Annotated in this window: 14 protein-coding genes and 1 pseudogene; 1 reads left to right on the forward strand and 14 read right to left on the reverse strand. The window is 72.2% G+C overall.

Annotated elements, in window-relative coordinates; all coding sequences use genetic code 11:
* Positions 1-67 precede the first annotated feature (67 nt).
* From ACF1A1_RS34955 to bldG, 10 genes are all read right to left on the reverse strand, one after another.
* Positions 68-1,648, reverse strand: a complete 1,581-nt coding sequence (locus ACF1A1_RS34955; RefSeq protein ID WP_392005507.1) for an alpha/beta hydrolase — start codon at positions 1,646-1,648, stop codon at positions 68-70.
* A gap of 289 nt (positions 1,649-1,937) precedes the next feature.
* The gene (locus ACF1A1_RS34960; protein WP_392005509.1) at positions 1,938-3,143 is read right to left on the reverse strand and encodes a DNA polymerase III subunit delta'; all 1,206 of its coding nucleotides are present in this window, start codon (positions 3,141-3,143) and stop codon (positions 1,938-1,940) included.
* Between the two features lie 274 nt (positions 3,144-3,417).
* Positions 3,418-6,684 carry a dTMP kinase gene (tmk, locus tag ACF1A1_RS34965; RefSeq protein ID WP_392005511.1) on the reverse strand — a complete coding sequence of 1,089 codons (3,267 nt, stop codon included), beginning with the start codon at positions 6,682-6,684 and terminating at the stop codon, positions 3,418-3,420.
* A 149-nt stretch (positions 6,685-6,833) separates the two neighbouring features.
* Complete coding sequence (gene topA / locus ACF1A1_RS34970) at positions 6,834-9,683, reverse strand: type I DNA topoisomerase (RefSeq protein WP_392005513.1); 2,850 nt, start codon at positions 9,681-9,683, stop codon at positions 6,834-6,836.
* Between the two features lie 279 nt (positions 9,684-9,962).
* A complete protein-coding gene (locus ACF1A1_RS34975; protein WP_392005515.1) occupies positions 9,963-10,160 on the reverse strand; it encodes a hypothetical protein in 198 nt (65 codons plus the stop codon).
* A 513-nt stretch (positions 10,161-10,673) separates the two neighbouring features.
* A complete protein-coding gene (locus tag ACF1A1_RS34980; RefSeq protein ID WP_392005517.1) occupies positions 10,674-12,191 on the reverse strand; it encodes a methyltransferase in 1,518 nt (505 codons plus the stop codon).
* A gap of 365 nt (positions 12,192-12,556) precedes the next feature.
* A complete protein-coding gene (locus ACF1A1_RS34985) occupies positions 12,557-13,180 on the reverse strand; it encodes a small secreted protein (protein ID WP_392005518.1) in 624 nt (207 codons plus the stop codon).
* Positions 13,181-13,353: 173 nt separating this feature from the next.
* Complete coding sequence (locus tag ACF1A1_RS34990; RefSeq protein WP_392005520.1) at positions 13,354-15,759, reverse strand: sodium-translocating pyrophosphatase; 2,406 nt, start codon at positions 15,757-15,759, stop codon at positions 13,354-13,356.
* 315 nt (positions 15,760-16,074) lie between these two features.
* On the reverse strand, positions 16,075-16,509 hold the full coding sequence (locus tag ACF1A1_RS34995) for an ATP-binding protein (protein WP_392005522.1): 435 nt from the start codon (positions 16,507-16,509) through the stop codon (positions 16,075-16,077).
* A gap of 117 nt (positions 16,510-16,626) precedes the next feature.
* A complete protein-coding gene (gene bldG, locus ACF1A1_RS35000; RefSeq protein ID WP_009189842.1) occupies positions 16,627-16,968 on the reverse strand; it encodes an anti-sigma factor antagonist BldG in 342 nt (113 codons plus the stop codon).
* Between the two features lie 81 nt (positions 16,969-17,049).
* Here bldG and ACF1A1_RS35005 point away from each other — a divergent pair, with 81 nt between their 5' ends.
* The gene (locus ACF1A1_RS35005) at positions 17,050-19,515 is read left to right on the forward strand and encodes a DEAD/DEAH box helicase (RefSeq protein WP_392005524.1); all 2,466 of its coding nucleotides are present in this window, start codon (positions 17,050-17,052) and stop codon (positions 19,513-19,515) included.
* A 324-nt stretch (positions 19,516-19,839) separates the two neighbouring features.
* Here the strand turns inward: ACF1A1_RS35005 and ACF1A1_RS35010 are convergent.
* The 4 genes and pseudogenes from ACF1A1_RS35010 to ACF1A1_RS35025 all read right to left on the reverse strand — a co-directional run.
* Positions 19,840-20,226, reverse strand: a pseudogene (locus ACF1A1_RS35010) (Rv3654c family TadE-like protein); the annotation flags it as partial.
* On the reverse strand, positions 20,223-20,603 hold the full coding sequence (locus ACF1A1_RS35015; protein WP_392005526.1) for a TadE family type IV pilus minor pilin: 381 nt from the start codon (positions 20,601-20,603) through the stop codon (positions 20,223-20,225). The pseudogene ACF1A1_RS35010 and the gene ACF1A1_RS35015, both read right to left, overlap by 4 nt.
* A 34-nt stretch (positions 20,604-20,637) precedes the next feature.
* Complete coding sequence (locus tag ACF1A1_RS35020) at positions 20,638-20,847, reverse strand: DUF4244 domain-containing protein (RefSeq protein ID WP_392005528.1); 210 nt, start codon at positions 20,845-20,847, stop codon at positions 20,638-20,640.
* A 321-nt stretch (positions 20,848-21,168) separates the two neighbouring features.
* The gene (locus ACF1A1_RS35025; protein ID WP_392005530.1) at positions 21,169-21,954 is read right to left on the reverse strand and encodes a type II secretion system F family protein; all 786 of its coding nucleotides are present in this window, start codon (positions 21,952-21,954) and stop codon (positions 21,169-21,171) included.
* Between the last annotated feature and the right edge of the window lie 21 nt (positions 21,955-21,975).

The following is a 21,975-nucleotide window of genomic DNA, read 5'->3' on the forward strand; positions in this document are numbered from 1 at the left end:
CTACACAGTTTTCGGAGGTGCTCTGAACCACCCCCGGAGGAGCCGGTTCCGGGGGTGGTCGTCGGTGCTACGAGCAGCGTTTTCCGTCCGCCGGAGGCGTCCCGCGGAGGAGGTAGGCGTTGATCGTGGAGTCGACGCAGGCGCTGCCGCGACCGTAGGCGGTGTGGCCGTCGCCCTGGTAGGTGAGGAGGCGGGCCGAGGAGAGCTGGCGGGAGAGGGACTGGGCCCAGCGGTAGGGGGTCGCCGGGTCGCGGGTGGTGCCGACGACGACGATCGGGGCCGCGCCCTTCGCCTCGATGCGGTGCGCCTCACCGGTGGGCGCGACCGGCCAGTACGCGCAGTTCAGGGACGCCCAGGCGAGGCCCTCGCCGAATACCGGCGAGGCTTTCTCGAAGGCGGGCAGCGCCCTGCGCACCTCGTCCGGGCCGGCGAAGGCTCCCGGAAGGTCCAGGCAGTTCACGGCCGCGTTGGCGAACATCAGGTTCGAGTAGCGGCCCTCGGCGGCACGCTCGTAGTAGCTGTCGGAGAGGACGAGCAGCCCGGACCCGTCGCTCTCCTCGATCGCCGAGGTCAGCGCCTCCCGCAACTGCTCCCAGGCGCTCTCGTCGTACATCGCGGCGATCACGCCGATGGTGGCGAGGGACTCGGTGAGCCTGCGGCCGTCCGCGTCGCCGGTCGGGAGGGGTCGGGCGTCGGCCTTGTCGAAGAACGCCTTGAGGTTCTTGCCGACCTCACCCGCCCTGCTGCCCAGCGGGCAGTCCGGCTGCCGTACGCAGTCCTTCGTGAACGACCGGAACGCCGTCTCGAAGCCCGCCGTCTGGTCCAGGTTCAGGCGCCGGGCGGGCAGCGCCGGGTCCATCGCCCCGTCCAGCACGAGCCGCCCCACCCGCTCCGGGAACAGCCCCGCGTACGTCGCCCCGAGGAACGTCCCGTACGACGCCCCCACGTACGTCAGTTTCCGGTCTCCCAGCGCCGCGCGCAGGACGTCCATGTCGCGGGCCGCCTCGACGGTGGAGACGTGGCGCAGCAGTCGGGCCGACCGCGCGCCGCACCCCTCGGCGAACTTCTTGTACGCGTCGACGAGTCCGTCCGTCTCCCGCTGGTCGTCGGGCGTGATGTCGGTCTGCGTGTACGCGTCCATCTCGGGCCCGTCGAGGCACTGCACGGGCTCGCTGCGGGCCACGCCCCGCGGGTCGACGGCGACCATGTCGTAGCGGGCGCGGACCGCGGCCGGGTAGCCGATGCCGGCGTACTGCTGGAGGTAGGCGATCGCGGAGCCGCCCGGGCCGCCCGGGTTCACGAGCAGCGAGCCGAGCCGCTGGCCCGGGCCCGTCGCCTTCTTGCGGGCGACGGCGAGCCGGACGTCGCCGGCGCCGGGCCGGTCGTAGTCGAGCGGCGCCCTGAGGGTGGCGCACTCGAAGCCGGGGACGCCGCAGCCGCGCCAGCTGAGTTTCTGCCCGTAGTACGGCGCGAGCGCGCGTGGAGTGGCGCGGGGCAGTGCGGCCAGCTCCGCCTCTGCCGCCGCCGGGCTGGCGGAACGTGTCACGCCTCCGGAGGAGCAGGCGGAGAGGAGCAGGGCGGTGAGGGAGGCGAGGGACAGGAGGGTGACGCCGGTACGGGATCTGCGGGGGGAGCGCCTGATATGCATCCAGCGAGGGTAACTCTGCGCGACGGACTGAACGCTGTACGTACACCGGCTGCCACGGACGAGTGACGCGGTCGCGGGACATCGACGCGGTGGACGTCGGCGGCTGCGACAGCTTCACGTCGACGCGACCTCGGGCCTGCGCCGGACTCAGCCCGCCGGCCTCGGCGGGGCCGTCGGTGCCGGCGCCGTCGTCATCTCGCCTCAGTCCGCTCGCAACACCATCGTCATCGCGCGCGCCATGGTCATCAACGGACTCAGCCCGCTCTCAACGCCATCGTCATCACGCGCCTCAGCCCGCGCGCAGCGCCATCGTCATCGCCTCCACCGCCAGCAGCGGAGCCACATTGCGGTCGAGGGCCTCTCTGCACGCGGCGATGGCCTCGATGCGGCGGAGGGTGGACTCGGGGGTGCTGCTGCGGGCGAGCCGTTCCAGGGCGTCCTCGGCGTCCGTGTTGGCCAGGGCGATGCGGGAGCCGAGCTGAAGGGCGAGGACGTCACGGTAGAAGGCGGTGAGGTCGGTGAGCGCGAGGTCGAGGCTGTCGCGCTGGGTACGCGTCCGGCGGCGCTTCTGCTTGTCCTCCAGGTCCTTCATCACGCCCGCCGTGCCGCGCGGCATCCGGCCTCCTGGGACAGCGCCCAGCGCCGCCTTCAGCTCATCGGTCTCCTTGGTGTCCCTCTCCTCGGCGAGCTGCCTGGCGTCCTCGGTGGCCGCGTCGACGAGTTCCTGGGCGGCCTTGAGGCAGCCGCCGATGTCCTCGACGCGCAGCGGCAGCCTCAGTACGGCGGCGCGGCGCTCGCGGGCGGCGGGGTCGGTGGCCAGGCGCCGGGCCCGGTCGACGTGCCCCTGGGTGGCGCGGGCCGCGGCTGCGGCGACGGCGGGCTCGACGCCCTCGCGCCGTACGAGCATGTCGGCGACGGCGTCGACGGAGGGCGTGCTCAGGTTGAGGTGGCGGCAGCGGGAGCGGATCGTCGGCAGGACGTCCTCGATGGAGGGGGCGCACAGGAGCCAAACGGTGCGCGGGGCGGGCTCCTCGACCGCCTTGAGGACGGCGTTGGCGGACTTCTCGTTCAGCCGCTCGGCGTCCTCGACGAGGATGACCTGCCAACGGCCGGTGGCGGGCGAGGTGAAGGACTTCCGCACCGTGTCGCGCATGTCCTCGGCGAGGATCTGCGTGCCCACGGCGGCGACCGTGGTGACGTCGGCGTGCGTGCCGATGAGCGCCGTGTGGCAGCCGTCGCAGAAGCCGCAGCCGGGGGCGCCGCCGAGCGCCCGGTCGGGGCTCACACACTGGAGCGCGGCGGCGAAGGCGCGGGCGACCTGTGTCCGGCCCGCGCCGGGCGGCCCCGTGAACAGCCAGGCGTGCGTCATCTTGGATGCCTCGGGCGGTGGCGTGTCGGACGCGACCGCGGTGACGAGCGCGTCGGCGTCCCGGGCAGCGGCGGCGAGCTGTTCACTCACCCGCTCCTGCCCGACGAGGTCGTCCCACACGGTCATGGGTTACGCCGCCCCTTTCGTCACGGTGCGCGTTGCGGGTTCCATTGTGCGGGCTGGCACTGACAGCGCGGCCCGCGGCAGCCGGGGAAGCCGCCCCGAGACCGACGGCCGGATGTCACGCCGACCGGCCGGATGTCACGCCGACCGGCCGGATGTCACGCCGACCGGGCGGGCGTCACGCCGACCGGGCGGGCGTCACGCCGACCGGGCGGGCGTCACCGCCGACCGGCCGGACGTCACCGCCGACCGGGCGGCCCGGGGTCGGCCCCGGGCCTCAGCGGCGCCGGCCCCGCCCGCGACCGCCGCCGCGGCCACCGCCTTGCCCGTCGTCGTAACCCTCGTCGTCGCCGCGCGGGCCCAGCAGTTCGTCCGCCAGCGTCGGCAGATCGTCCAGCGGGGTCTCCTCGGCCCAGTCCGAGCGCGGCCGGTGCCGGGGCGTGCCCTCCTCGTCGACCTGCGGCAGCTCGCGCGTACGGTCGTCCGACCCGTCCGGGCCCGAACCCGCCCGCTCGTCGCGGAAGTAGCCCGGCGGCACCCGGTCCGCGGGGCTCTCCCCGAGCACGGGCGGCAGCACGGCCGTCTCGTCCGCGGGGCCCTCCGCGCGCACCGGGGGCAGCACCGCCGTGTCGTCGGCGGCACCTGCGGGCGCCGGCGGCTGCGGCAGCTCGGCGGTCACCTCGGCGTCGGGTCCGGGCACCTCGGGCGCCCGGGACGTCCTGGTCGACGCGCCGGAAGACGCACCCGGAGCGTTCGCTGCCGACTCCCGCGAGTCCTCCACCGGATCCTTGTCCATCCGCACCCGGGGCAGCACGGCCGTCTCCTCGACCGGCCCGCCCGACGCGTTCGTCGGCGTCACCACGGGCGTCGGCACGGTCGCCGCGTCCGGTGCGGCCGGGGCCGCCGCGCGCGGGGTCGGCTTCGGGCCGGCCTGGGCCGCGGCAGCGGCCTGCTCCGCCGCGCGCCGCGCCTGCTCGGCCCGCAGCAGCGCCTCCTCGGCCTTCCGCTGCTTCTCCAGGCGCAGCGCCTCCGCCTCGGCGCGCAGCCGGGCCTCCTCCTCGGCCTGCCTGCGGCGCCGCTCCTCCTCCGCCTTGCGGCGGGCCTCCTCCTCGGCGCGAGCCTTCTCCTCGGCGAGGAGACGCACCCGCTCCTCCTCCGCACGCCGAGCGGCCTCCTCGGCCCGCTGCCGGGCCTCCTCAGCCTGCCGTTCGGCCTCGCGCCGCTGCGCCTCCTCCAGCTCGCGCCGCTTGCGCTCCTCCTCCTCGGCACGCAGCCGGGCGAGCTGTTCCTGGCGCTCACGCTCGAGGCGCTCCTCCTCGGCCTTGCGGCGCGCCTCCTCCTCGGCCTTCTTGCGCGCTTCTTCCTCGGCCTTCTTCCGCGCCTCCTCCTGGGCCTTGATCTCGGCCTCGGACAGCGGCAGCATCCGGTCGAGCCGGGCCCGGACGACCGCGGTCACGGCCTCCGGCTCCTGACCGGCGTCGACGACGAGGTAACGGCCGGGGTCGGCGGCGGCCAGCGTGAGGAAACCGGAGCGCACGCGCGCGTGGAACTCCGCCGGCTCCGACTCCAGCCGGTCCGGCGCCTCCGTGAAGCGCTCCCGGGCGGTCTCCGGGGAGACGTCCAGCAGCACCGTCAGATGCGGCACCAGCCCGTTCGTCGCCCAGCGGGAGATCCGCGCGATCTCGGTCGGGGACAGGTCCCGGCCGGCACCCTGGTAAGCCACGGACGAGTCGATGTACCGGTCGGTGATCACCACCGCGCCGCGCTCCAGGGCGGGCCGTACGACGGTGTCGACGTGCTCCGCGCGGTCCGCCGCGTACAGCAGCGCCTCCGCGCGGTGCGAGAGCCCGGCGCTCGACACGTCGAGCAGGATCGACCGCAGCCGCTTGCCCACCGGCGTGGCCCCCGGCTCGCGCGTGAGGACGACCTCGTGGCCCTTGGCCCTGATCCACTCGGCGAGCGCCTCGGCCTGCGTGGACTTGCCGGCGCCGTCGCCGCCCTCCAGGGCGATGAAGAAGCCGTTCGACGCCGGTGCCTGCACCGGGTCGTCGCCGCCGAGCAGCGCGTCCCGCAGGTCGTGCCGCAGGGGCACCCCGGACCGGTCGTCGACCTTGGCCAGCACCAGCGCGGCCACCGGCAGCAGCAGCGCGCCCACCAGCATCAGTGTGAACGCGGCCCCGCCGTGCGCGAAGACGAACTTGCCGCTCTCCAGGCGGTGCGGCCCGATCAGCGCCGCCACCACCGGGGCGATCAGCGCACCCAGCGCGACGAGGACCCGGACGACCGCGTGGAGATGCTCCGTCACGCGTGTGCGGCGGTGGTCCTCGGTCTCCTGGTCGAGCAGCGTGTGCCCGGTGTTGGCCGCCACGCCCGCGCCGACGCCGGCCAGGGCCGTGATCAGCAGCACGGTGGTGACGTCCGGGACGAGCCCGGCCGCCAGCAGCGCCACACCGGTGAAGGCGATCGCCAGCGCGAGCAGCCGCCGCCGCGACAGCGTCACCAGCACCTTCGGTGCCGTACGGACGCCGACGACGACCCCGCCGGTCAGCGCGAGCACGAGCAGGCCGTACGTCACCGGGCCGCCGCCCAGGTCCTTGGCGTGCAGCACCGCCACGGCGACCGCGGCCGCGATCGCTCCGGCGACGGCCGCGCAGGCGAGGACCAGCAGCGGGATCGCACTCGTGCGGCCCGCGTCGACACCCGTGGCCGTCCGGGGCCGACGCAGACCCTCGAGCGGGGACCGCGCGCGCGGGGTGCGCGTACCGGGCAGCTCCAGGAAGACCACGACGGACAGGGAGCCGGCGAACAGGCCCGCCGCGACGTACGAGGCGAGAGCCGCCTGGTGCTGGCCGAACCAGTCGATCCCGGCGCCCAGCAGATTGTTGAACAACGCCGCCACGAGGAGCATGGCCGCGCCCAGCGGGACCGCCACGAAGGTCGTACGCAGCGACAGGCGGCGCAGCGCGTCGAGGTGGTCCGGCAACGGCCGTACCGTCGCGCCCTCCGGCGGCGGCGCGGGCAGCAGCGCGGGGGCCGCGCTCTCGCGGGCGACCGTCCAGAACCGCTCGGCGACACCGGTCACGAACACGGTGACCAGCAGCAGCGCCAGAGCGTCGCCCGGGATCCAGTCGATCCACAGGGGCGCGACGATCAGCAGGGCGGCGCGCAGGCCGTCCGCGCCGGCCATGGTCCAGCGGCGGTCGAGCGGACCGTCCGGCGACGTCAGTGAGGTCAGGGGCCCGAGGAGGACGGCACCGAAGAGCAGGGTGGCGAGAATCCGCACCCCGAAGACGGTCGCCACCGCGAACGCCACGCCCCGGTAGCCGCCTCCGAAGGAGCCCTCGGCGATGGCCGCCTGGAGGGTGAGGAGGACGAGCACCAGGAGGGCGAGGGCGTCACCGATGCCGCTCACCAACTGTGCGCTCCACAACCGCTTGAGCTGCGGCTGGCGCAACAGGGCGCGAACGGCGCGCTCGCGGGAGTCCGCTACCAGGGCGTCGTCTGGGGCCGGGTGGTGGGCCGTTGGCTGCTCGGCTCGCGTCATGCGTTCAGCCTATCGGCAGCGACTGACAGCCCGAGAGGGCCGTCCGCAGGCGTGCACACCCCGACACCAAAGTGATGCCGGGGCGTGCGTTTCGCGAAGCCGGTGTGGGGAATCCCGCGTGGCTCGGGCGGCTCGGTCGGTCCGGGAACTCAGTCCTCGGTCGCCGCCCTCGAGGCCGTCGCCTTCTTCGCCGTCGTCTTCGCCGCCGTCTTCTTCGCGGCCGTGGTCGTCTTCTTCGCCGCCGTCTTCTTGGCGGCCGTCTTCTTGGCGGCCGTCTTCTTCGCCGGAGCCGCCTTCTTCGCGGTCGCCGTCTTGGCCGGAGCCTTCTTCGCCGTCTTCTTGGCGGGCCCCTTGGCCCGCTTCTCGGCGAGCAGCTCGAAGCCGCGCTCCGGGGTGATCGTCTCGACGCTGTCGCCGGAGCGCAGGGTCGCGTTGGTCTCCCCGTCGGTGACGTACGGCCCGAAGCGGCCGTCCTTGACGACGACCGGCTTGCCACTGACCGGGTCCGCGCCCAGCTCCTTCAGCGGCGGCTTGGCGGCCGCACGGCCACGCTGCTTGGGCTGGGCGTAGATCGCCTGCGCCTCCTCCAGCGTGATCGTGAAGAGCTGGTCCTCGGACTGCAGCGACCGCGAGTCCGTGCCCTTCTTCAGGTACGGGCCGTAGCGGCCGTTCTGCGCGGTGATCTCCACGCCGTCCGCGTCGGTGCCGACGACACGCGGCAGCGACATGAGCTTCAGCGCGTCGTCGAGCGTCACCGTGTCCAGCGACATCGACTTGAACAGCGAGGCCGTGCGCGGCTTGACCGCGTTCTTGCCGGTCTTCGGGGTGCCCTCGGGGAGCACCTCGGTGACGTACGGGCCGTAGCGGCCGTCCTTGGCGATGATCTGGTGGCCGGTGGCCGGGTCGGTGCCCAGCTCGAAGTCGCCGCTCGGCTTGGCGAGCAGTTCCTCCGCCAGCTCGACGGAGAGCTCGTCCGGTGCCAGGTCCTCCGGGATGTCCGCCCGCTGGTGGTTCTCGGCGTCCTTCTCACCGCGCTCGATGTACGGGCCGTAGCGCCCGACCCGCAGCACGATGCCGCTGCCCACCGGGAACGACGAGACCTCGCGCGCGTCGATCGCGCCCAGGTCGGTCACCAGCTCCTTGAGGCCGCCGAGGTGGTCCCCGTCGCCGTTGCCGGCGTCGGCGGCGACACCCTCCACGGTGCCCTCGCCGAAGTAGAACCGCTTCAGCCACGGCACGGCCTGCGCCTCACCGCGGGCGATGCGGTCGAGGTCGTCCTCCATCTTGGCGGTGAAGTCGTAGTCGACGAGCCGCCCGAAGTGCTTCTCCAGGAGGTTGACCACGGCGAAGGACAGGAAGGACGGCACGAGCGCCGTGCCCTTCTTGAACACGTACCCGCGGTCGAGGATCGTGCCGATGATCGACGCGTACGTCGACGGGCGGCCGATCTCGCGCTCTTCGAGCTCCTTGACCAGGCTGGCCTCGGTGTAGCGGGCCGGGGGCTTGGTGGCGTGCCCGTCGACCGTGATCTCCTCGGCGCTGAGCGCGTCGCCCTCGGAGACCTGGGGCAGGCGGCGCTCGCGGTCGTCCAGCTCGGCGTTCGGGTCGTCGGCGCCCTCGACGTACGCCTTCAGGAAGCCGTGGAAGGTGATCGTCTTGCCGGAGGCGCTGAACTCGACGTTCCGCCCGTCGGCCGCCGTGCCGCCGATCTTCACCGTGACGGAGTTGCCCGTCGCGTCCTTCATCTGGGAGGCGACCGTCCGCTTCCAGATCAGCTCGTAGAGCCTGAACTGGTCGCCGGTCAGGCCCGTCTCGGCAGGCGTACGGAAACGATCACCCGAGGGGCGGATCGCCTCGTGCGCCTCCTGCGCGTTCTTGACCTTGCCGGCGTACGTGCGCGGCTGCGCCGGCAGGTAGTCGGCGCCGTACAGCTGCGTGACCTGGGCGCGGGCGGCCGCCACGGCGGTGTCGCTCAGCGTCGTGGAGTCCGTACGCATGTACGTGATGTAGCCGTTCTCGTACAGCTTCTGCGCGACCTGCATGGTGGCCTTCGCGCCGAAGCCGAGCTTGCGGCTGGCCTCCTGCTGCAGCGTCGTCGTACGGAACGGGGCGTACGGCGAGCGGCGGTAGGGCTTGGACTCGACGGAGCGCACCGAGAAGCGGGTGTTCTCCAGGGCGGCGGCGAGGGCGCGGGCGTTGTCCTCGTCGAGGTGGAGGATGTTCGCGCTCTTGAGTTGTCCCAGGGAGTCGAAGTCGCGGCCCTGCGCGACCCGCCTGCCGTCGACGGTCTGCAGGCGGGCGACCAGCGACGACGGGTCCGACGGGTCCCCCGCGCGGCCGGTCGCGAAGGTGCCCGTCAGGTCCCAGTACTCAGCAGAACGGAACGCGATGCGCTCGCGTTCCCGCTCGACCACCAGGCGCGTGGCGACCGACTGGACGCGGCCGGCCGACAGGCGCGGCATGACCTTCTTCCACAGGACCGGCGAGACCTCGTAGCCGTAGAGACGGTCGAGGATGCGGCGGGTCTCCTGGGCGTCGACCAGCTTCTGGTTGAGCTCGCGCGGGTTGGCCACGGCCGCCCGGATCGCGTCCTTGGTGATCTCGTGGAACACCATGCGCTTGACCGGGATCTTCGGCTTGAGGACTTCCTGGAGGTGCCAGGCGATGGCCTCGCCCTCGCGGTCCTCATCGGTGGCGAGGTAGAGCTCGTCGGAGTCCTTCAGCAGGTCCTTGAGCTTTTTGACCTGTGCCTTCTTGTCCGCGTTGACCACATAGATCGGCTGGAAGTCGTGTTCGACGTCCACACCGAGGCGGCGCACCTCGCCGGTGTACTTCTCCGGCACCTCCGCGGCGCCGTTGGGGAGGTCGCGGATGTGCCCGACGCTCGCCTCGACAACGTATCCGGGGCCGAGATAGCCCTTGATCGTCTTCGCCTTGGCAGGCGACTCGACGATGACGAGTCGGCGGCCGCCCTTCGCGGTCTCGCTGGTCGGGGACAACTTCGCTCTTCTCTCCGGTCGACGCTGGGGCCTCCCCAGGCCTTGCTCCCGGGGTCGGGTCATGGTGACGCTGCGGAGTGTGACGGTACATCCCGCCCCCGTGTCAAACGGGAAAAGCCCGCAACGGCCACTCGAACGGTAACCCGACTACCGCCATTCCTGCCGCCCCGAGTGCCGACCGGCACTTTTCCGCCGGACCGGAGCACGACCTCTTGGTTATCCGTGTTGCCACCCTCGCGGGGTTCTCACAGGTGCTTCTGCAAGATCTTCGAAGGTGCTTCAGAGGCGGGTGAGGGACCACGTTCCGAGGGCCAGCGCGACCACGGCGAGGACCGTCGCGAGGGTCGCCGATGCGACGGTGCTGACTCCCTGGGCGACGGGTTGGCGCTGCCGTACGCGGACCACGGTCCACCCCAGCAAACCGCTTCCGAACAGCGCGAACACCACTCCGGTGAAGATCGCCGGTCCGCTCTCCATGATCGCCCGCGCCTCTCTTCCCCCACCCGCGTGTGGCCCCGCCCCGGAAGGCTGACACGCGCGGGCGGCGGCCGGGCGAATCCGAGGTGAACGTCGGGTCGACGGACGGGGGCGGCGGGCCGCCGGAAGCGACCCACGGGGATGCGACCGGCATCACACCGACTCGGGCGCGGGTGTCTTTCCCGTCGTCTTTCCGCCGTGGGTCCTGCTCACCGTACGAAGGATCTTGTCGAATCCGGCGTTCCAGCCGGTCTCACCGGTCATCCGGCCGACCGCGACCGCCCGGAACCGGGCGCCCGGGCGACTCGAATTCGTCGGCGCGAAGCTTGATCGCGTTGTCGCACCCTTCTTCCCGCTCCTTTTTGTCGGGCGTCCGAACGGTTCGATCACGGATCCGTGTGCGATATGGCGCAATCTGTGAGGGCGCCTCGCAGTCGTCGCCCCGTTTCCGTGTCCCGGGCGGGATGAGCTTCGGCGACCGCCGATCCACGCGGCGGGCACCGCCCGGCGTCCTCAGGCCGGCTCCAGGAACCCCTGTTCCACGAGCAGCCGGATCTGCGCCGGGGTGCGGTCGCGCAGCACCACGGGATCTTCGCCGACGAGTTGTGCGATGGCGTCCAGGATGCGGCCCGCGCTCAGCGAACCGTCGCACACGCCCGCGAAGCCCGCGCCGACCGTGTCCACCTTGGTGGCCCGGCGCATGCCGCGGTGCTGGCGCAGCACGACGTGCTCCGGGTCCTCGGCGCCCGGCAGCCCGACCTGCTCCTGCACGACCTCCGCGGCGAGCTTGAAGTGCCCGGTGAGCAGGGCCGCGTCGTCGTGCGCGCGCAGGTAGTCGAGGCGTTCGAAGTGCGCGCGGACCGTGTCGCCGAGGGGCTGCTCGACCGGGTGCGGCCACTCCTCGACGGTGATGACGGGCTCGGTGGACGCCGTCTTCCGCAGCGTGATCCAGCCGAAGCCGACGGCCTTCACCTTGCGGGCCTCGAACTCGTCCAGCCACGCGTCGTACCGCGCCTGGTACTCCTCCGGATCGCCCCGGTGGTCACCGGCGTCCCTGAGCCACAGCTCGGCGTACTGCGAGACGTCCTGCACCTCGCGCTGCACGATCCACGCGTCGCAGCCGCGCGGCACCCATGACCTGAGCCTGTCCTGCCAGTCCTCCCCCTCCACGTGCTGCCAGTTGCCGAGGAACTGCGCGAACCCGCCCTCGTTCAGCCGTTCCCCCGCCTGCTGAACGAGCGACCGGCACAGATCGTCCCCGCCCATCCCGCCGTCCCGGTACGTCAGCCGCGCACCCGGCGAGATCACGAACGGCGGGTTGGACACGATGAGGTCGAACGTCTCGTCGTCCCGCACGGGCTCGAACAGCGACCCCTCGCGCAGGTCGGCCGCCGGGACGCCGGACAGCGCGAGCGTGAGCGCGGTGATGTGCAGCGCGCGCGGGTTGAGGTCGGTCGCCGTCACGCGCGTGGCGTGCCGGGCGGCGTGCAGCGCCTGGATCCCGGAACCGGTGCCGAGGTCGAGGGCCGAGGTGACGGGCGTGCGGACGGTGATCCCGGCGAGGGTCGTCGACGCTCCGCCGACGCCGAGGACGACGTTCTCGTCCCGGCTGCCGATGCCGCCGGCCCCGCCGACCGCGCACCCGAGGTCGGACACGATGAACCAGTCCTCGCCGTCCGGCCCTCCGTACGGCCGGACGTCGACGGTCGCGGCGACGTCGTCCTCGCCCGCCCGCCTCAGCCAGCCGCTCTCCACGCACGCGTGCACGGGCAGAACGCCCTCCACGCGCGCGTACGGCACCGGCTGCTGGAGCAGGAAGAGACGGACGAGCGCCTCCAGCGGTGTGTCCCCGCGGGTCGCCCGCAGCGCGGGCACGACCTCGCTGCGGGCCAGGGCCGCGTACGCGGGGGCGCCGAGCAGTTCCAGCAGCCCGTCGGCGGTGAAGGAGGCCGCGAGGAGGGCCTCACGCAGCCGGGCGGCGACGTCGGGGCGGTCGGCGGAGGGCAGGGGGGACAGGGTGGCGTTACTCACGCCCCCATTGTGTCCCGCGCGCGTGCCGCACGCCCCGCCCGGATCAGCCGACCGCCCCGGGCGGCGGCCGACCCGACACGGACAACGGCACCCGGCCCAGGTAACGGCCGACCCCACAGGCGTCTGCCGGTAGCTGCCCTGCGTCAGCCGGCATCTGCGCGTCGTTGCCGCCCTCTGCCAGTGGTGGCCGGCGTCAACCGGTCGGGGCCCGACGCCAGCCCGCCGCAGCCAGGCAGTCGCTGTCACCGCCCGGCGCCTGCCGGTCGCAGCCCGGACACCGGCTGATTCGCCGCCGGCGCCGACCGATCGCGGCCCGGCCCAGACTGCTCACCGATCGCCCGGGCATCTCCTGATCGCGCCCCGCCTCAGCTGGTCGTCGCCGCCCGGGCCGATGCCGAGGCCGCGACCTTCTTGCAGCTGTCCTGCTTGGCCATGGCGTACTTGACGTCGCCGTCCTCCAGGTTCTTCAGCGCCGCGTTGCCGCTCTTGCTGAGCTTGCCCAGCTCGGTGGCGATGCCCTGGAGGCCGTCGGCGAACTTCGCCTGGTCCTTCGTGTCGAGCGCGTCGACCTGCTTCTTCAGGTCGGCGTAGGAGGCGGACAGGCCGTTGAGGGCCGTGACGGCGTCCTGCTGCTTCTTCTCGCCGCCCTCGACTCCGGGCGGCGTCCCCGCCTTCTGGACGGCCTGCGCGAGCGCCTTGTAGGCGTCGGACATGTCCTGGAAGGCCTGGGAGTCGGTCTTCTGGACGTTCGCCGGGGCGTTGTTGTCCGTGGCGGCCTTCTTGATGGCGTCGTTGGCCGCGTCGACCTTGGCGTCCTGGGCGGGCAGCGCGTCGCAGACCTGCTTGGCCCAGGCGTCGAGCTCCTTGTTGCCGTCGTCGCTGCTGCATCCCGACAGCGCCAGTACCAGTACCGCACCGCCGGACAGTGCGGCCGTGAGCTTCTTGTTCACCGGATTGGTCCCTTCCCATGGCTCTCGGCCCCGGAACATACACGCCAACCGGGCGACAACCCCAGGACGAATGTCCGCTATGAACATCCATAGGTCCATTTGCACCACGAGAGAGAAGCCTCACGGGTCGGGCGCACCCACGACGAAACGGGCGGCCGACGCGTCAACACGCGCCGACCGCCCGACCCTTGAGCTGCGGAACAGAGCGGGACCTAGGAAACCACCGCCGGATCCGCCGACTTGGCGGACGTGTCGGCGTTGCCTTCGTCACCCACAGCGATCCCGCGCCGCTTGGAGACGTACACCGCGCCGACGATCACGGCGAGCGCCAGGACCGCGATCACGATCCGTGCGCCGAGGTTCTCGTCGTCGCCGTAGCTGAAGTTGATCACCGCGGGCGCGATGAGCAGCGCCACGAGGTTCATGACCTTCAGCAGGGGGTTGATCGCGGGCCCGGCGGTGTCCTTGAAGGGGTCTCCGACGGTGTCGCCGATCACGGTCGCCGCGTGGGCCTCGCTGCCCTTGCCGCCGTGGTGACCGTCCTCGACGAGTTTCTTGGCGTTGTCCCAGGCGCCGCCGCTGTTGGCGAGGAAGACCGCCATCAGCGTGCCCGCGCCGATCGCGCCCGCCAGGAACGCGCCGAGCGCGCCGACACCGAGGGTGAACCCGACGAAAATCGGCGACAGCACGGCGAGCAGCCCGGGCGTGGCGAGCTCCCGCAGGGCGTCCCTGGTGCAGATGTCGACGACCTTGCCGTACTCCGGTTTCTCGGTGTAGTCCATGATCCCGGGCTTCTCGCGGAACTGCCGTCGTACCTCGAACACCACGGAACCCGCCGACCGCGACACCGCGTTGATCGCCAGCCCCGAGAAGAGGAAGACGACCGCGGCTCCCGCGATCAGACCGACGAGGTTGTTCGGCTGCGAGATGTCCATCATCAGGCTCATCGGCGCCCCGTCCCCGCTGAGCTTCTCGCCGACGTCCCGCGCGCCGGTGGTGATCGCGTCACGGTACGACCCGAAGAGCGCCGACGCCGCGAGGACGGCGGTGGCGATGGCGATGCCCTTGGTGATGGCCTTGGTGGTGTTGCCGACGGCGTCCAGGTTGGTGAGCACCTGCGCGCCCGCGCCCTCGACGTCGCCGGACATCTCGGCGATGCCCTGCGCGTTGTCGGAGACCGGCCCGAAGGTGTCCATCGCGACGATCACGCCGACCGTGGTGAGCAGGCCGGTGCCGGCCAGCGCCACCGCGAACAACGCCAGCATGATCGACGTACCGCCGAGCAGGAACGCCCCGTACACGCCCATGCCGATCAACAGGGCCGTGTAGACGGCCGATTCGAGGCCGACGGAGACGCCGGCGAGGACCACGGTGGCGGGTCCCGTCAGGGAGGTCTTGCCGATGTCCCGGACCGGGCGGCGGGTCGTCTCGGTGAAGTACCCGGTCAGCTGCTGGATGACGGCGGCCAGCAGGATGCCGATCGCCACCGCGACGAGCGCGAGGATCCGCGGGTCGCCGTTCTTGGCCTGGATCGCCGTGTCGGTGACGTTGTCGAGGTCCGCGTAGGTCCCGGGGAGGTAGACGAAGACGGCCACGGCGACCAGCGCGAGCGAGATCACCGCGGAGATGAAGAAGCCCCGGTTGATCGCGGACATGCCACTGCGATCCGTACGGCGCGGGGCCACGGCGAAGATGCCGATCATCGCGGTGATCACACCGATCGCCGGCACGAGCAGCGGGAACGCGAGCCCGGCGTCGCCGAATGCCACCTTGCCGAGGATCAGTGCGGCGACCAGCGTCACGGCGTACGACTCGAAGAGGTCGGCCGCCATGCCCGCGCAGTCGCCGACGTTGTCGCCCACGTTGTCGGCGATGGTCGCGGCATTGCGCGGATCGTCCTCCGGAATGCCCTGCTCGACCTTGCCGACCAGGTCGGCGCCGACGTCGGCGGCCTTGGTGAAGATGCCGCCGCCGACCCTCATGAACATCGCGATGAGCGCCGCGCCGAGACCGAAGCCCTCCAGGACCTTCGGCGCGTCGGCCGCGTACACCAGCACCACGCAGGAGGCGCCGAGCAGACCGAGCCCCACCGTGAACATGCCGACGACGCCGCCCGTACGGAATGCGATCTTCATCGCTTTGTGCGAGACGGCGGTGAGATCCTTTTCCGGTTCACCCTCCGCCGGAGTCGCTTCCCGGGCCGCCGCGGCGACACGCACATTGCTGCGCACGGCGAGCCACATGCCGATATAGCCGGTGGCCGCCGAGAACGCCGCACCGATCAAGAAGAACACTGATCGTCCGGCGCGCTGATTCCAGTCGTCCGCGGGCAGCAGCATGAGCAGGAAGAACACGACGACGGCGAATACGCCGAGTGTGCGCAGCTGCCGGGTCAGATAGGCGTTGGCGCCTTCCTGGACCGCTGCCGCGATCTTCTTCATGCTGTCGGTGCCCTCGCCGGCCGCGAGCACCTGGCGCATGAGTACGCCCGCGACCACGAGCGCAGCCAGTGCCACGACCGCGATGACCACCACCAGGAGGCGGTTGCCGTCGGTCAGCACTGCAGCTGCGAAGGTTGTGGAGTGGTCCAACCGATGAGGGGTAGAAAGCCCCGCCATTCGTCCTCCTTGACGCTTGGGCTGAGCTCAAGATGTGGACGGATTGTAGGTACCGGAACCTGATCAAAACAGTGTGCGGTAAATGGAATTCGCCTTCGCACCCGAGCGGGAAGATCGAGTGGGGAAGGTAATGCCTTGAAGGCATTGTCATTCGTGAATTGCTTCACGCAATTCACGCCATGATTCACTTCTTCAAGATTCACTTCCTGGCACCACTGTAAGCGCGGGAAGCGATCTCCGCACATGCCGAAGGGCCCCACGAGGGGGCCCTTCGGGTGGGTATGTCGCCGGGGTCGCCGGATACGGCCGCCGGCGTCAGGCCAGCGGGGCGGCCACCGGGGCGCTCGGCCAGGTCATACGGATCGACCCGCCGTGCTCGCCGACGGTGACCTCCACGTCGTCGACGAGGCCGCTGATGACCGCGAGGCCCATCTCGTCCTCCTCGACCTCCACGTCGGCCTCTTCGCCGGATCCCGCGTCGCGGTCCCCGGGGACCGCGTGCCGCGCCTCGTCGCCCACCTCGATGGAGAACTGCTTCTCCTCCTCGATGAGCAGCACCTTCACCGGCGCGGTGATGCCGCCGGCCTGGTGCAGTCCGACGGCGCGGGTGCAGGCCTCGCCGACGGCGAGCCTGACCTCGTCGAGAACGGCCTCGTCCACTCCGGCCCTGCGCGCCACCGCTGCCGCCACCAGTCGGGCGGTCCTGACGTGCTCGGGCAGCGCGCTGAAGCGGAGCTCAACGGTGGCCATGCATCCCCCTCGGAACTACGGGCGTGCTGTCGGGGGGCCGGGCCGCCGAGAGCCCGGTCCCCCGGTGTTCAACTGGGCCGACCCGGGCGCACCTGTTCGCGCGCCCGGGTCGGTGGGTCAGTCGGTGGCCGCCACCGCTTCGTCGACCGAGGTGTGAATCGGGAACACCTTGGTGAGACCGGTGATGCGGAAGATCTTCAAAATCCGCTCCTGGTTGCAGACCAGGCGCAGCGAGCCCTCATGGGCACGCACCCGCTTCAGGCCGCCGACCAGCACGCCGAGCCCGGTGGAGTCGAGGAAGTCCACGCCCTCCATGTCGACGACGAGGTGGAAATTCCCGTCGTTCACCAGCTCGACCAGCTGCTCGCGCAGCTTGGGCGCGGTATATACGTCGATTTCGCCACCGACCTCGACGACCGTACGATCGCCGACGGTACGGGTCGACAGGGACAGGTCCACGGATCCTCCAGCACCTTGCTATCGAGCGGTCGCCCCTCGGGACACCTCGGCAGGAGCCCCCGGGACGGTTCGCCAGCCGCGATGGCATTCAATCACTTACCGGCAGGCGTGCACGACGCCTTGGCTCCATTGTCCGTCACGCCAGTGACACACTCGGTGCCGATGGCCAAGAATCACCGATCCGATCGACCCACGGCACAGCCCGCCTCCCGCCTGTCGCCGGGCGCGGTCCTGGGCCGGCTCGCCCCAGGGCCGAGCCGGGCTTCGCGCATCACTCATACGGAGCACTTGCCCCCGCGCGCGGGCCGCCATGCCGTCTGGCCTGAGCGGATTCGCCCGGAGGTGATCGCGGCCGTTCAGGCCTGCGGCATCGAGCACCCCTGGGCCCATCAGGCCCGGGCCGCCGAGCACGCCCTGGACGGCGAGTCGGTGGTCGTCGCGACGGGCACGGCGTCCGGCAAGTCCCTCGCGTACCTCGTGCCCGTGCTGTCGGCGCTTCTGGACGGTTCCGAGGCCCCGAGCGGCCGCGGCACCACCGCCCTGTACCTGGCTCCGACCAAGGCTCTTGCGGCGGACCAGTGCCGATCGGTGAAAAAACTTTCACACCCTTTGGGCAGCGCCGTACGCCCAGCCGTGTACGACGGCGACACTCCGTTCGAGGAACGCGAGTGGATCCGCCAGTACGCCAACTACGTCCTCACCAACCCGGACATGCTGCACCGCGGCATCCTCCCGTCCCACCCCCGCTGGTCCTCCTTCCTGAAGTCGCTGAGGTACGTCGTCATCGACGAGTGCCACACCTACCGCGGCGTCTTCGGCTCCCACGTCGCCCAGGTGCTGCGGCGTCTGCGCCGCCTGTGCGCCCGCTACGGCGCCTCTCCCGTCTTCCTGCTGGCCTCGGCGACGGCGGCCGAGCCCGCGGTGGCCGCGGGCCGCCTGACCGGCCTCAGGGTGGTCGAGGTCGCCGACGACGCCTCACCCCGTGGCGAACTGGTGTTCGCCCTCTGGGAGCCCCCACTCACCGAGATGCAGGGCGAGAAGGGCGCCCCCGTGCGCCGCACCGCCACCGCCGAGACCGCCGACCTGCTGACCGACCTCGCCGTCCAGGGCGTACGCACGGTCGCCTTCGTCCGCTCCCGGCGCGGCGCCGAGCTGATCTCGGTGATCGCCCAGGAGCGCCTCGCCGAGGTCGACCGCTCCCTGGCCCGGCGTGTCGCGGCGTACCGCGGCGGCTACCTCCCCGAGGAACGCCGCGCCCTGGAACAGGCCCTGCACTCCGGCGAACTCCTCGGACTGGCCGCCACGACCGCCCTCGAACTCGGCATCGACGTCTCCGGCCTGGACGCCGTCCTGATCGCCGGCTACCCGGGCACGCGCGCCTCCCTGTGGCAGCAGGCCGGCCGCGCGGGCCGGGCCGGGCAGGGCGCCCTCGCCGTCCTGATCGCCCGCGACGACCCCTTGGACACCTTCCTCGTCCACCACCCCGAGGCACTGTTCGACCGGCCCGTGGAGTCGACGGTCCTCGACCCCGACAACCCCTACGTCCTCGCCCCGCACCTGTGTGCGGCCGCATCCGAACTCCCCCTGACCGAGGACGACCTGGAGCTGTTCGGCCCCGAGACCGAGGGACTTCTGCCGCAGCTGGAAGCCGCGAAACTGCTGCGCCGCCGGACGAAGGCCTGGCACTGGACGCGACGGGAACGGGCCGCCGACCTCACCGACATCCGCGGCGAGGGCGGCCGGCCGGTACAGATCGTCGAGGAGGGGACGGGCCGCCTGCTGGGCACGGTCGACGAGGGCGCCGCTCACGCGACCGTGCACGAGGGCGCCGTGCACCTGCACCAGGGCCGGACGTACCTGGTGCGGTCACTGGACCTGGAGGACTCGGTCGCCCTGGTCGAGGAGGCCAACCCGCCGTATTCGACGGTCGCCCGCGACACGACGTCGATCTCCGTCCTGGAGACGGACGTCGAAATCCCCTGGGGCGACGGCCGGTTGTGCTACGGCTCCGTCGAGGTCACCAACCAAGTGGTCTCCTTTCTGCGTCGGCGGCTCATCACCGGTGAAGTACTGGGCGAGTCGAAACTCGACCTTCCTCCTCGTACGCTGCGCACACGCGCCGTGTGGTGGACGGTCACCGAGGACCAGTTGGACGCCGCCCGCATCAACCCGGAGATCCTCGGCGGCGCCCTCCACGCCGCCGAACACGCCTCCATCGGCATGCTGCCCCTCTTCGCGACCTGCGACCGCTGGGACATCGGCGGAGTGTCGATCCCCCTGCACCCCGACACCCTGCTGCCGACGGTGTTCGTCTACGACGGCCATCCCGGCGGCGCGGGCTTCGCGGAGCGCGCCTTCCACACGGCCCGCGCCTGGCTGACCGCCACCCGACAGGCCATCGCCTCCTGCGAGTGCGAGGCCGGCTGCCCGTCGTGCATCCAGTCCCCCAAATGCGGCAACGGCAACGACCCGCTGCACAAGAGGGGGGCGGTACGACTGCTCACGGAACTGCTGCGGGCGGCCCCGGAGGAGCAGCGGGTGGATTAGCCCTCGGTGGGGCCCGGGGGACTCACCCGGCCGACGTCCGACCGGATGGACGGCCGGAGGTGAGATGTCTCCTGGGGCACCGGAAGGGACCCTCGGAGGTGCGGCCTGGGCATCAGCAGGAGCCCAGGACTCAGGAGTACGGCCCTGAACTCAGGATCACGGCCCGGGCTCCTCGGGCACCTCCTCCTCCGGCACCCGGCCCTCCAGCACTTCCTCCTCCGACACCCGTTCCTCTGGCACCCGCCCCTCCGGCACCTCCTCCTCCGGCACCCGTTCCTCTGGCGCCCGCCTCTCCGGCACCTCCTCCTCCGGCAGCCGCTCCTGGGGCCCTGGAGGGCCCGCCCGTGCCCTGACCTCCGCCGCGAACGGCCCCCGCCCGGCCGCCGCCGTCACGTCCGAGATCTCTCCCACGACCGCGCACCGCACCAGCCGCGCGCCCTGCGCCCGAGCCACCCGCTCCGCCCGTGCGCAGGCCGCCGTGGCACCGTCCGACCAGTGGTCGGCGGCCGCGAGCGCCGCGAGGTCCGCGCCGCCGGCGGCCCGGTGCCGGGCCAGGACGGCTTGCCCAAGGGCGAGCACCACGCCGAAGACCACGCACAGCACGGCGATCGCCCCGACGGTCCAGACGGTGGCCGAGCCACGATCGGAGCCACGACAGCGGTACCCACCGACGCCCCGGCCTCTCCCGAACCCACCTCGACGCCCACTCATGGCCCCGCCCCCACATCCCCCGGCACCCCCACGTCCCCCGGCACCCCCACGTCCTCCGGCACCCCCACGTCCTCCGCCGCCGCCACGGCCTCCGCCCGCACCTCGAACGGCAGCCCCCGCAACACCGGCGGCTGTGCCACGACCACCACGCGCACCTGGTCGCCCTCCCGGCTGACCGTCACGCGCGCCCCGCGCGGTGCCGTGGCCCGCGTCACCTCGACCACCGCGTCGGCCGGGTCCTGCCGGGCCGCGGCCCGGGCGCCCGTCCTGGCCGCGTCCACGCACTGGAGCTGAGCCGCCATGACCAGCAGCCCCCACACCAGCGCCATCGCGAACGCCACCAGCACCGGCAGCACGACGGCCGCCTCCGCCGTCACGAACCCCCGGTCCGCGTCCCGCCTCCGTCCGCGCTCACGTACTCGCACTGAGCGCCCGCTTCACGATGCCCTCCAACTCCGCGGTGACCGTCCCGCTCGTCACCACCTTGTAGAGGATCACGGCGAACGCGACAGCCGCGACGATCCCCATCGCGTACTCGGACGTCACCATCCCCGCGTCCCTCCGCGCCGCACGCACCCTGCACACCAGGGCACGCAGCCGCGCCCGTACCGCCTTGTTCATCTCAACCCCCGTAAAGTTCGATCCCGCTGTTTGGTCAAACCTGTTTGACCTGCTGGACCTGTGGGTCCTGCTGGTGCTGTTGGACTGTCGGTCCTGACGGTTCTGTTGGACTCGGCCCCCGCCAGTTCTGTCGGCCCTGCCGGCTCTGCCGGTCCTGCCGGCTCTGCCGGTCCTGCCGGCTCTGCCGGTCCTGCCGGCTCTGTCGGTCGTGTTGGTTCTCTCGGGCCGCGCCCTGCCGCTTCCTCGCCGCCGGGCCGCTCACCGCACGCCCTGGGGCGCTCCACTTCCCGCCCACCCAACGGCGTCCCGCTCACCGCACCGTCATGGCCCACCCCCTCCCAGCGCTCCACCGGCGAGGCCGATCACGACGGGTGCGATGCCCACCGCGATGAAGGCGGGCAGGAAGCACAGCCCGACCGGTGCGGTGACCATGACGGCCGCACGACGGGCCCGAGCCGTCCCCGCGCGTGCCCACTCGGCGCGGGCGTCGGCGGCGAGCCGGGTGACGGGTCCGGCCGCCGGCAGCCCCGAGACGTCGGCCCGTTCCAGCAGGCGGGCCAGTGCGGCCGCGCCCGGCGCGGCGGCCAGCCTCCGCCAGGCGGTGGCCGGTTCGCCGCCCAGCCGCATCTCCGCGGCACCGCGCGCCAGCCCTTCCCCGACCGGCCCGCCCAGGGCCTCACCCACCGCCTGCGCCGCGATGACCGGCCCGGCACCCGCCGCGATGCACGCGGCCAGCAGGTCCGCGGCGAGCGGAAGTTGCCGGGCGGCGGCCCGCAGGTCGGCCTCGCTCACGACGTCGGCCGCCCGCTGCCTGCGACGCCACCGTCGCATCACCACCGCGCCGATGAGCCCCAGGACGAGCCCGACGACACCGCCGCCCACCACCCAACCGGCGCCCAGGACCGCCACCTCGGGCAGCCATCGCCGCGCGAACTCCCGCACTTCAGGACGCGAGGTGTCCGGCGCCGACGACAGGGCCAGCAGCTCGGTGAGCCGCTGCCGCGTCCTCCGCTCACGTCGCACGCCCGTCAACCACCGCACGAACCACGCCAGCGCCAGCCCGATCCCCACGGCCACCCCCAGCCTGTGGACAACTTCCGTACTCATTCCGTCTCCGTCTCCCTCACC

Source organism: Streptomyces sp. NPDC014995, from assembly GCF_043080745.1.
Taxonomy (GTDB): domain Bacteria; phylum Actinomycetota; class Actinomycetes; order Streptomycetales; family Streptomycetaceae; genus Streptomyces.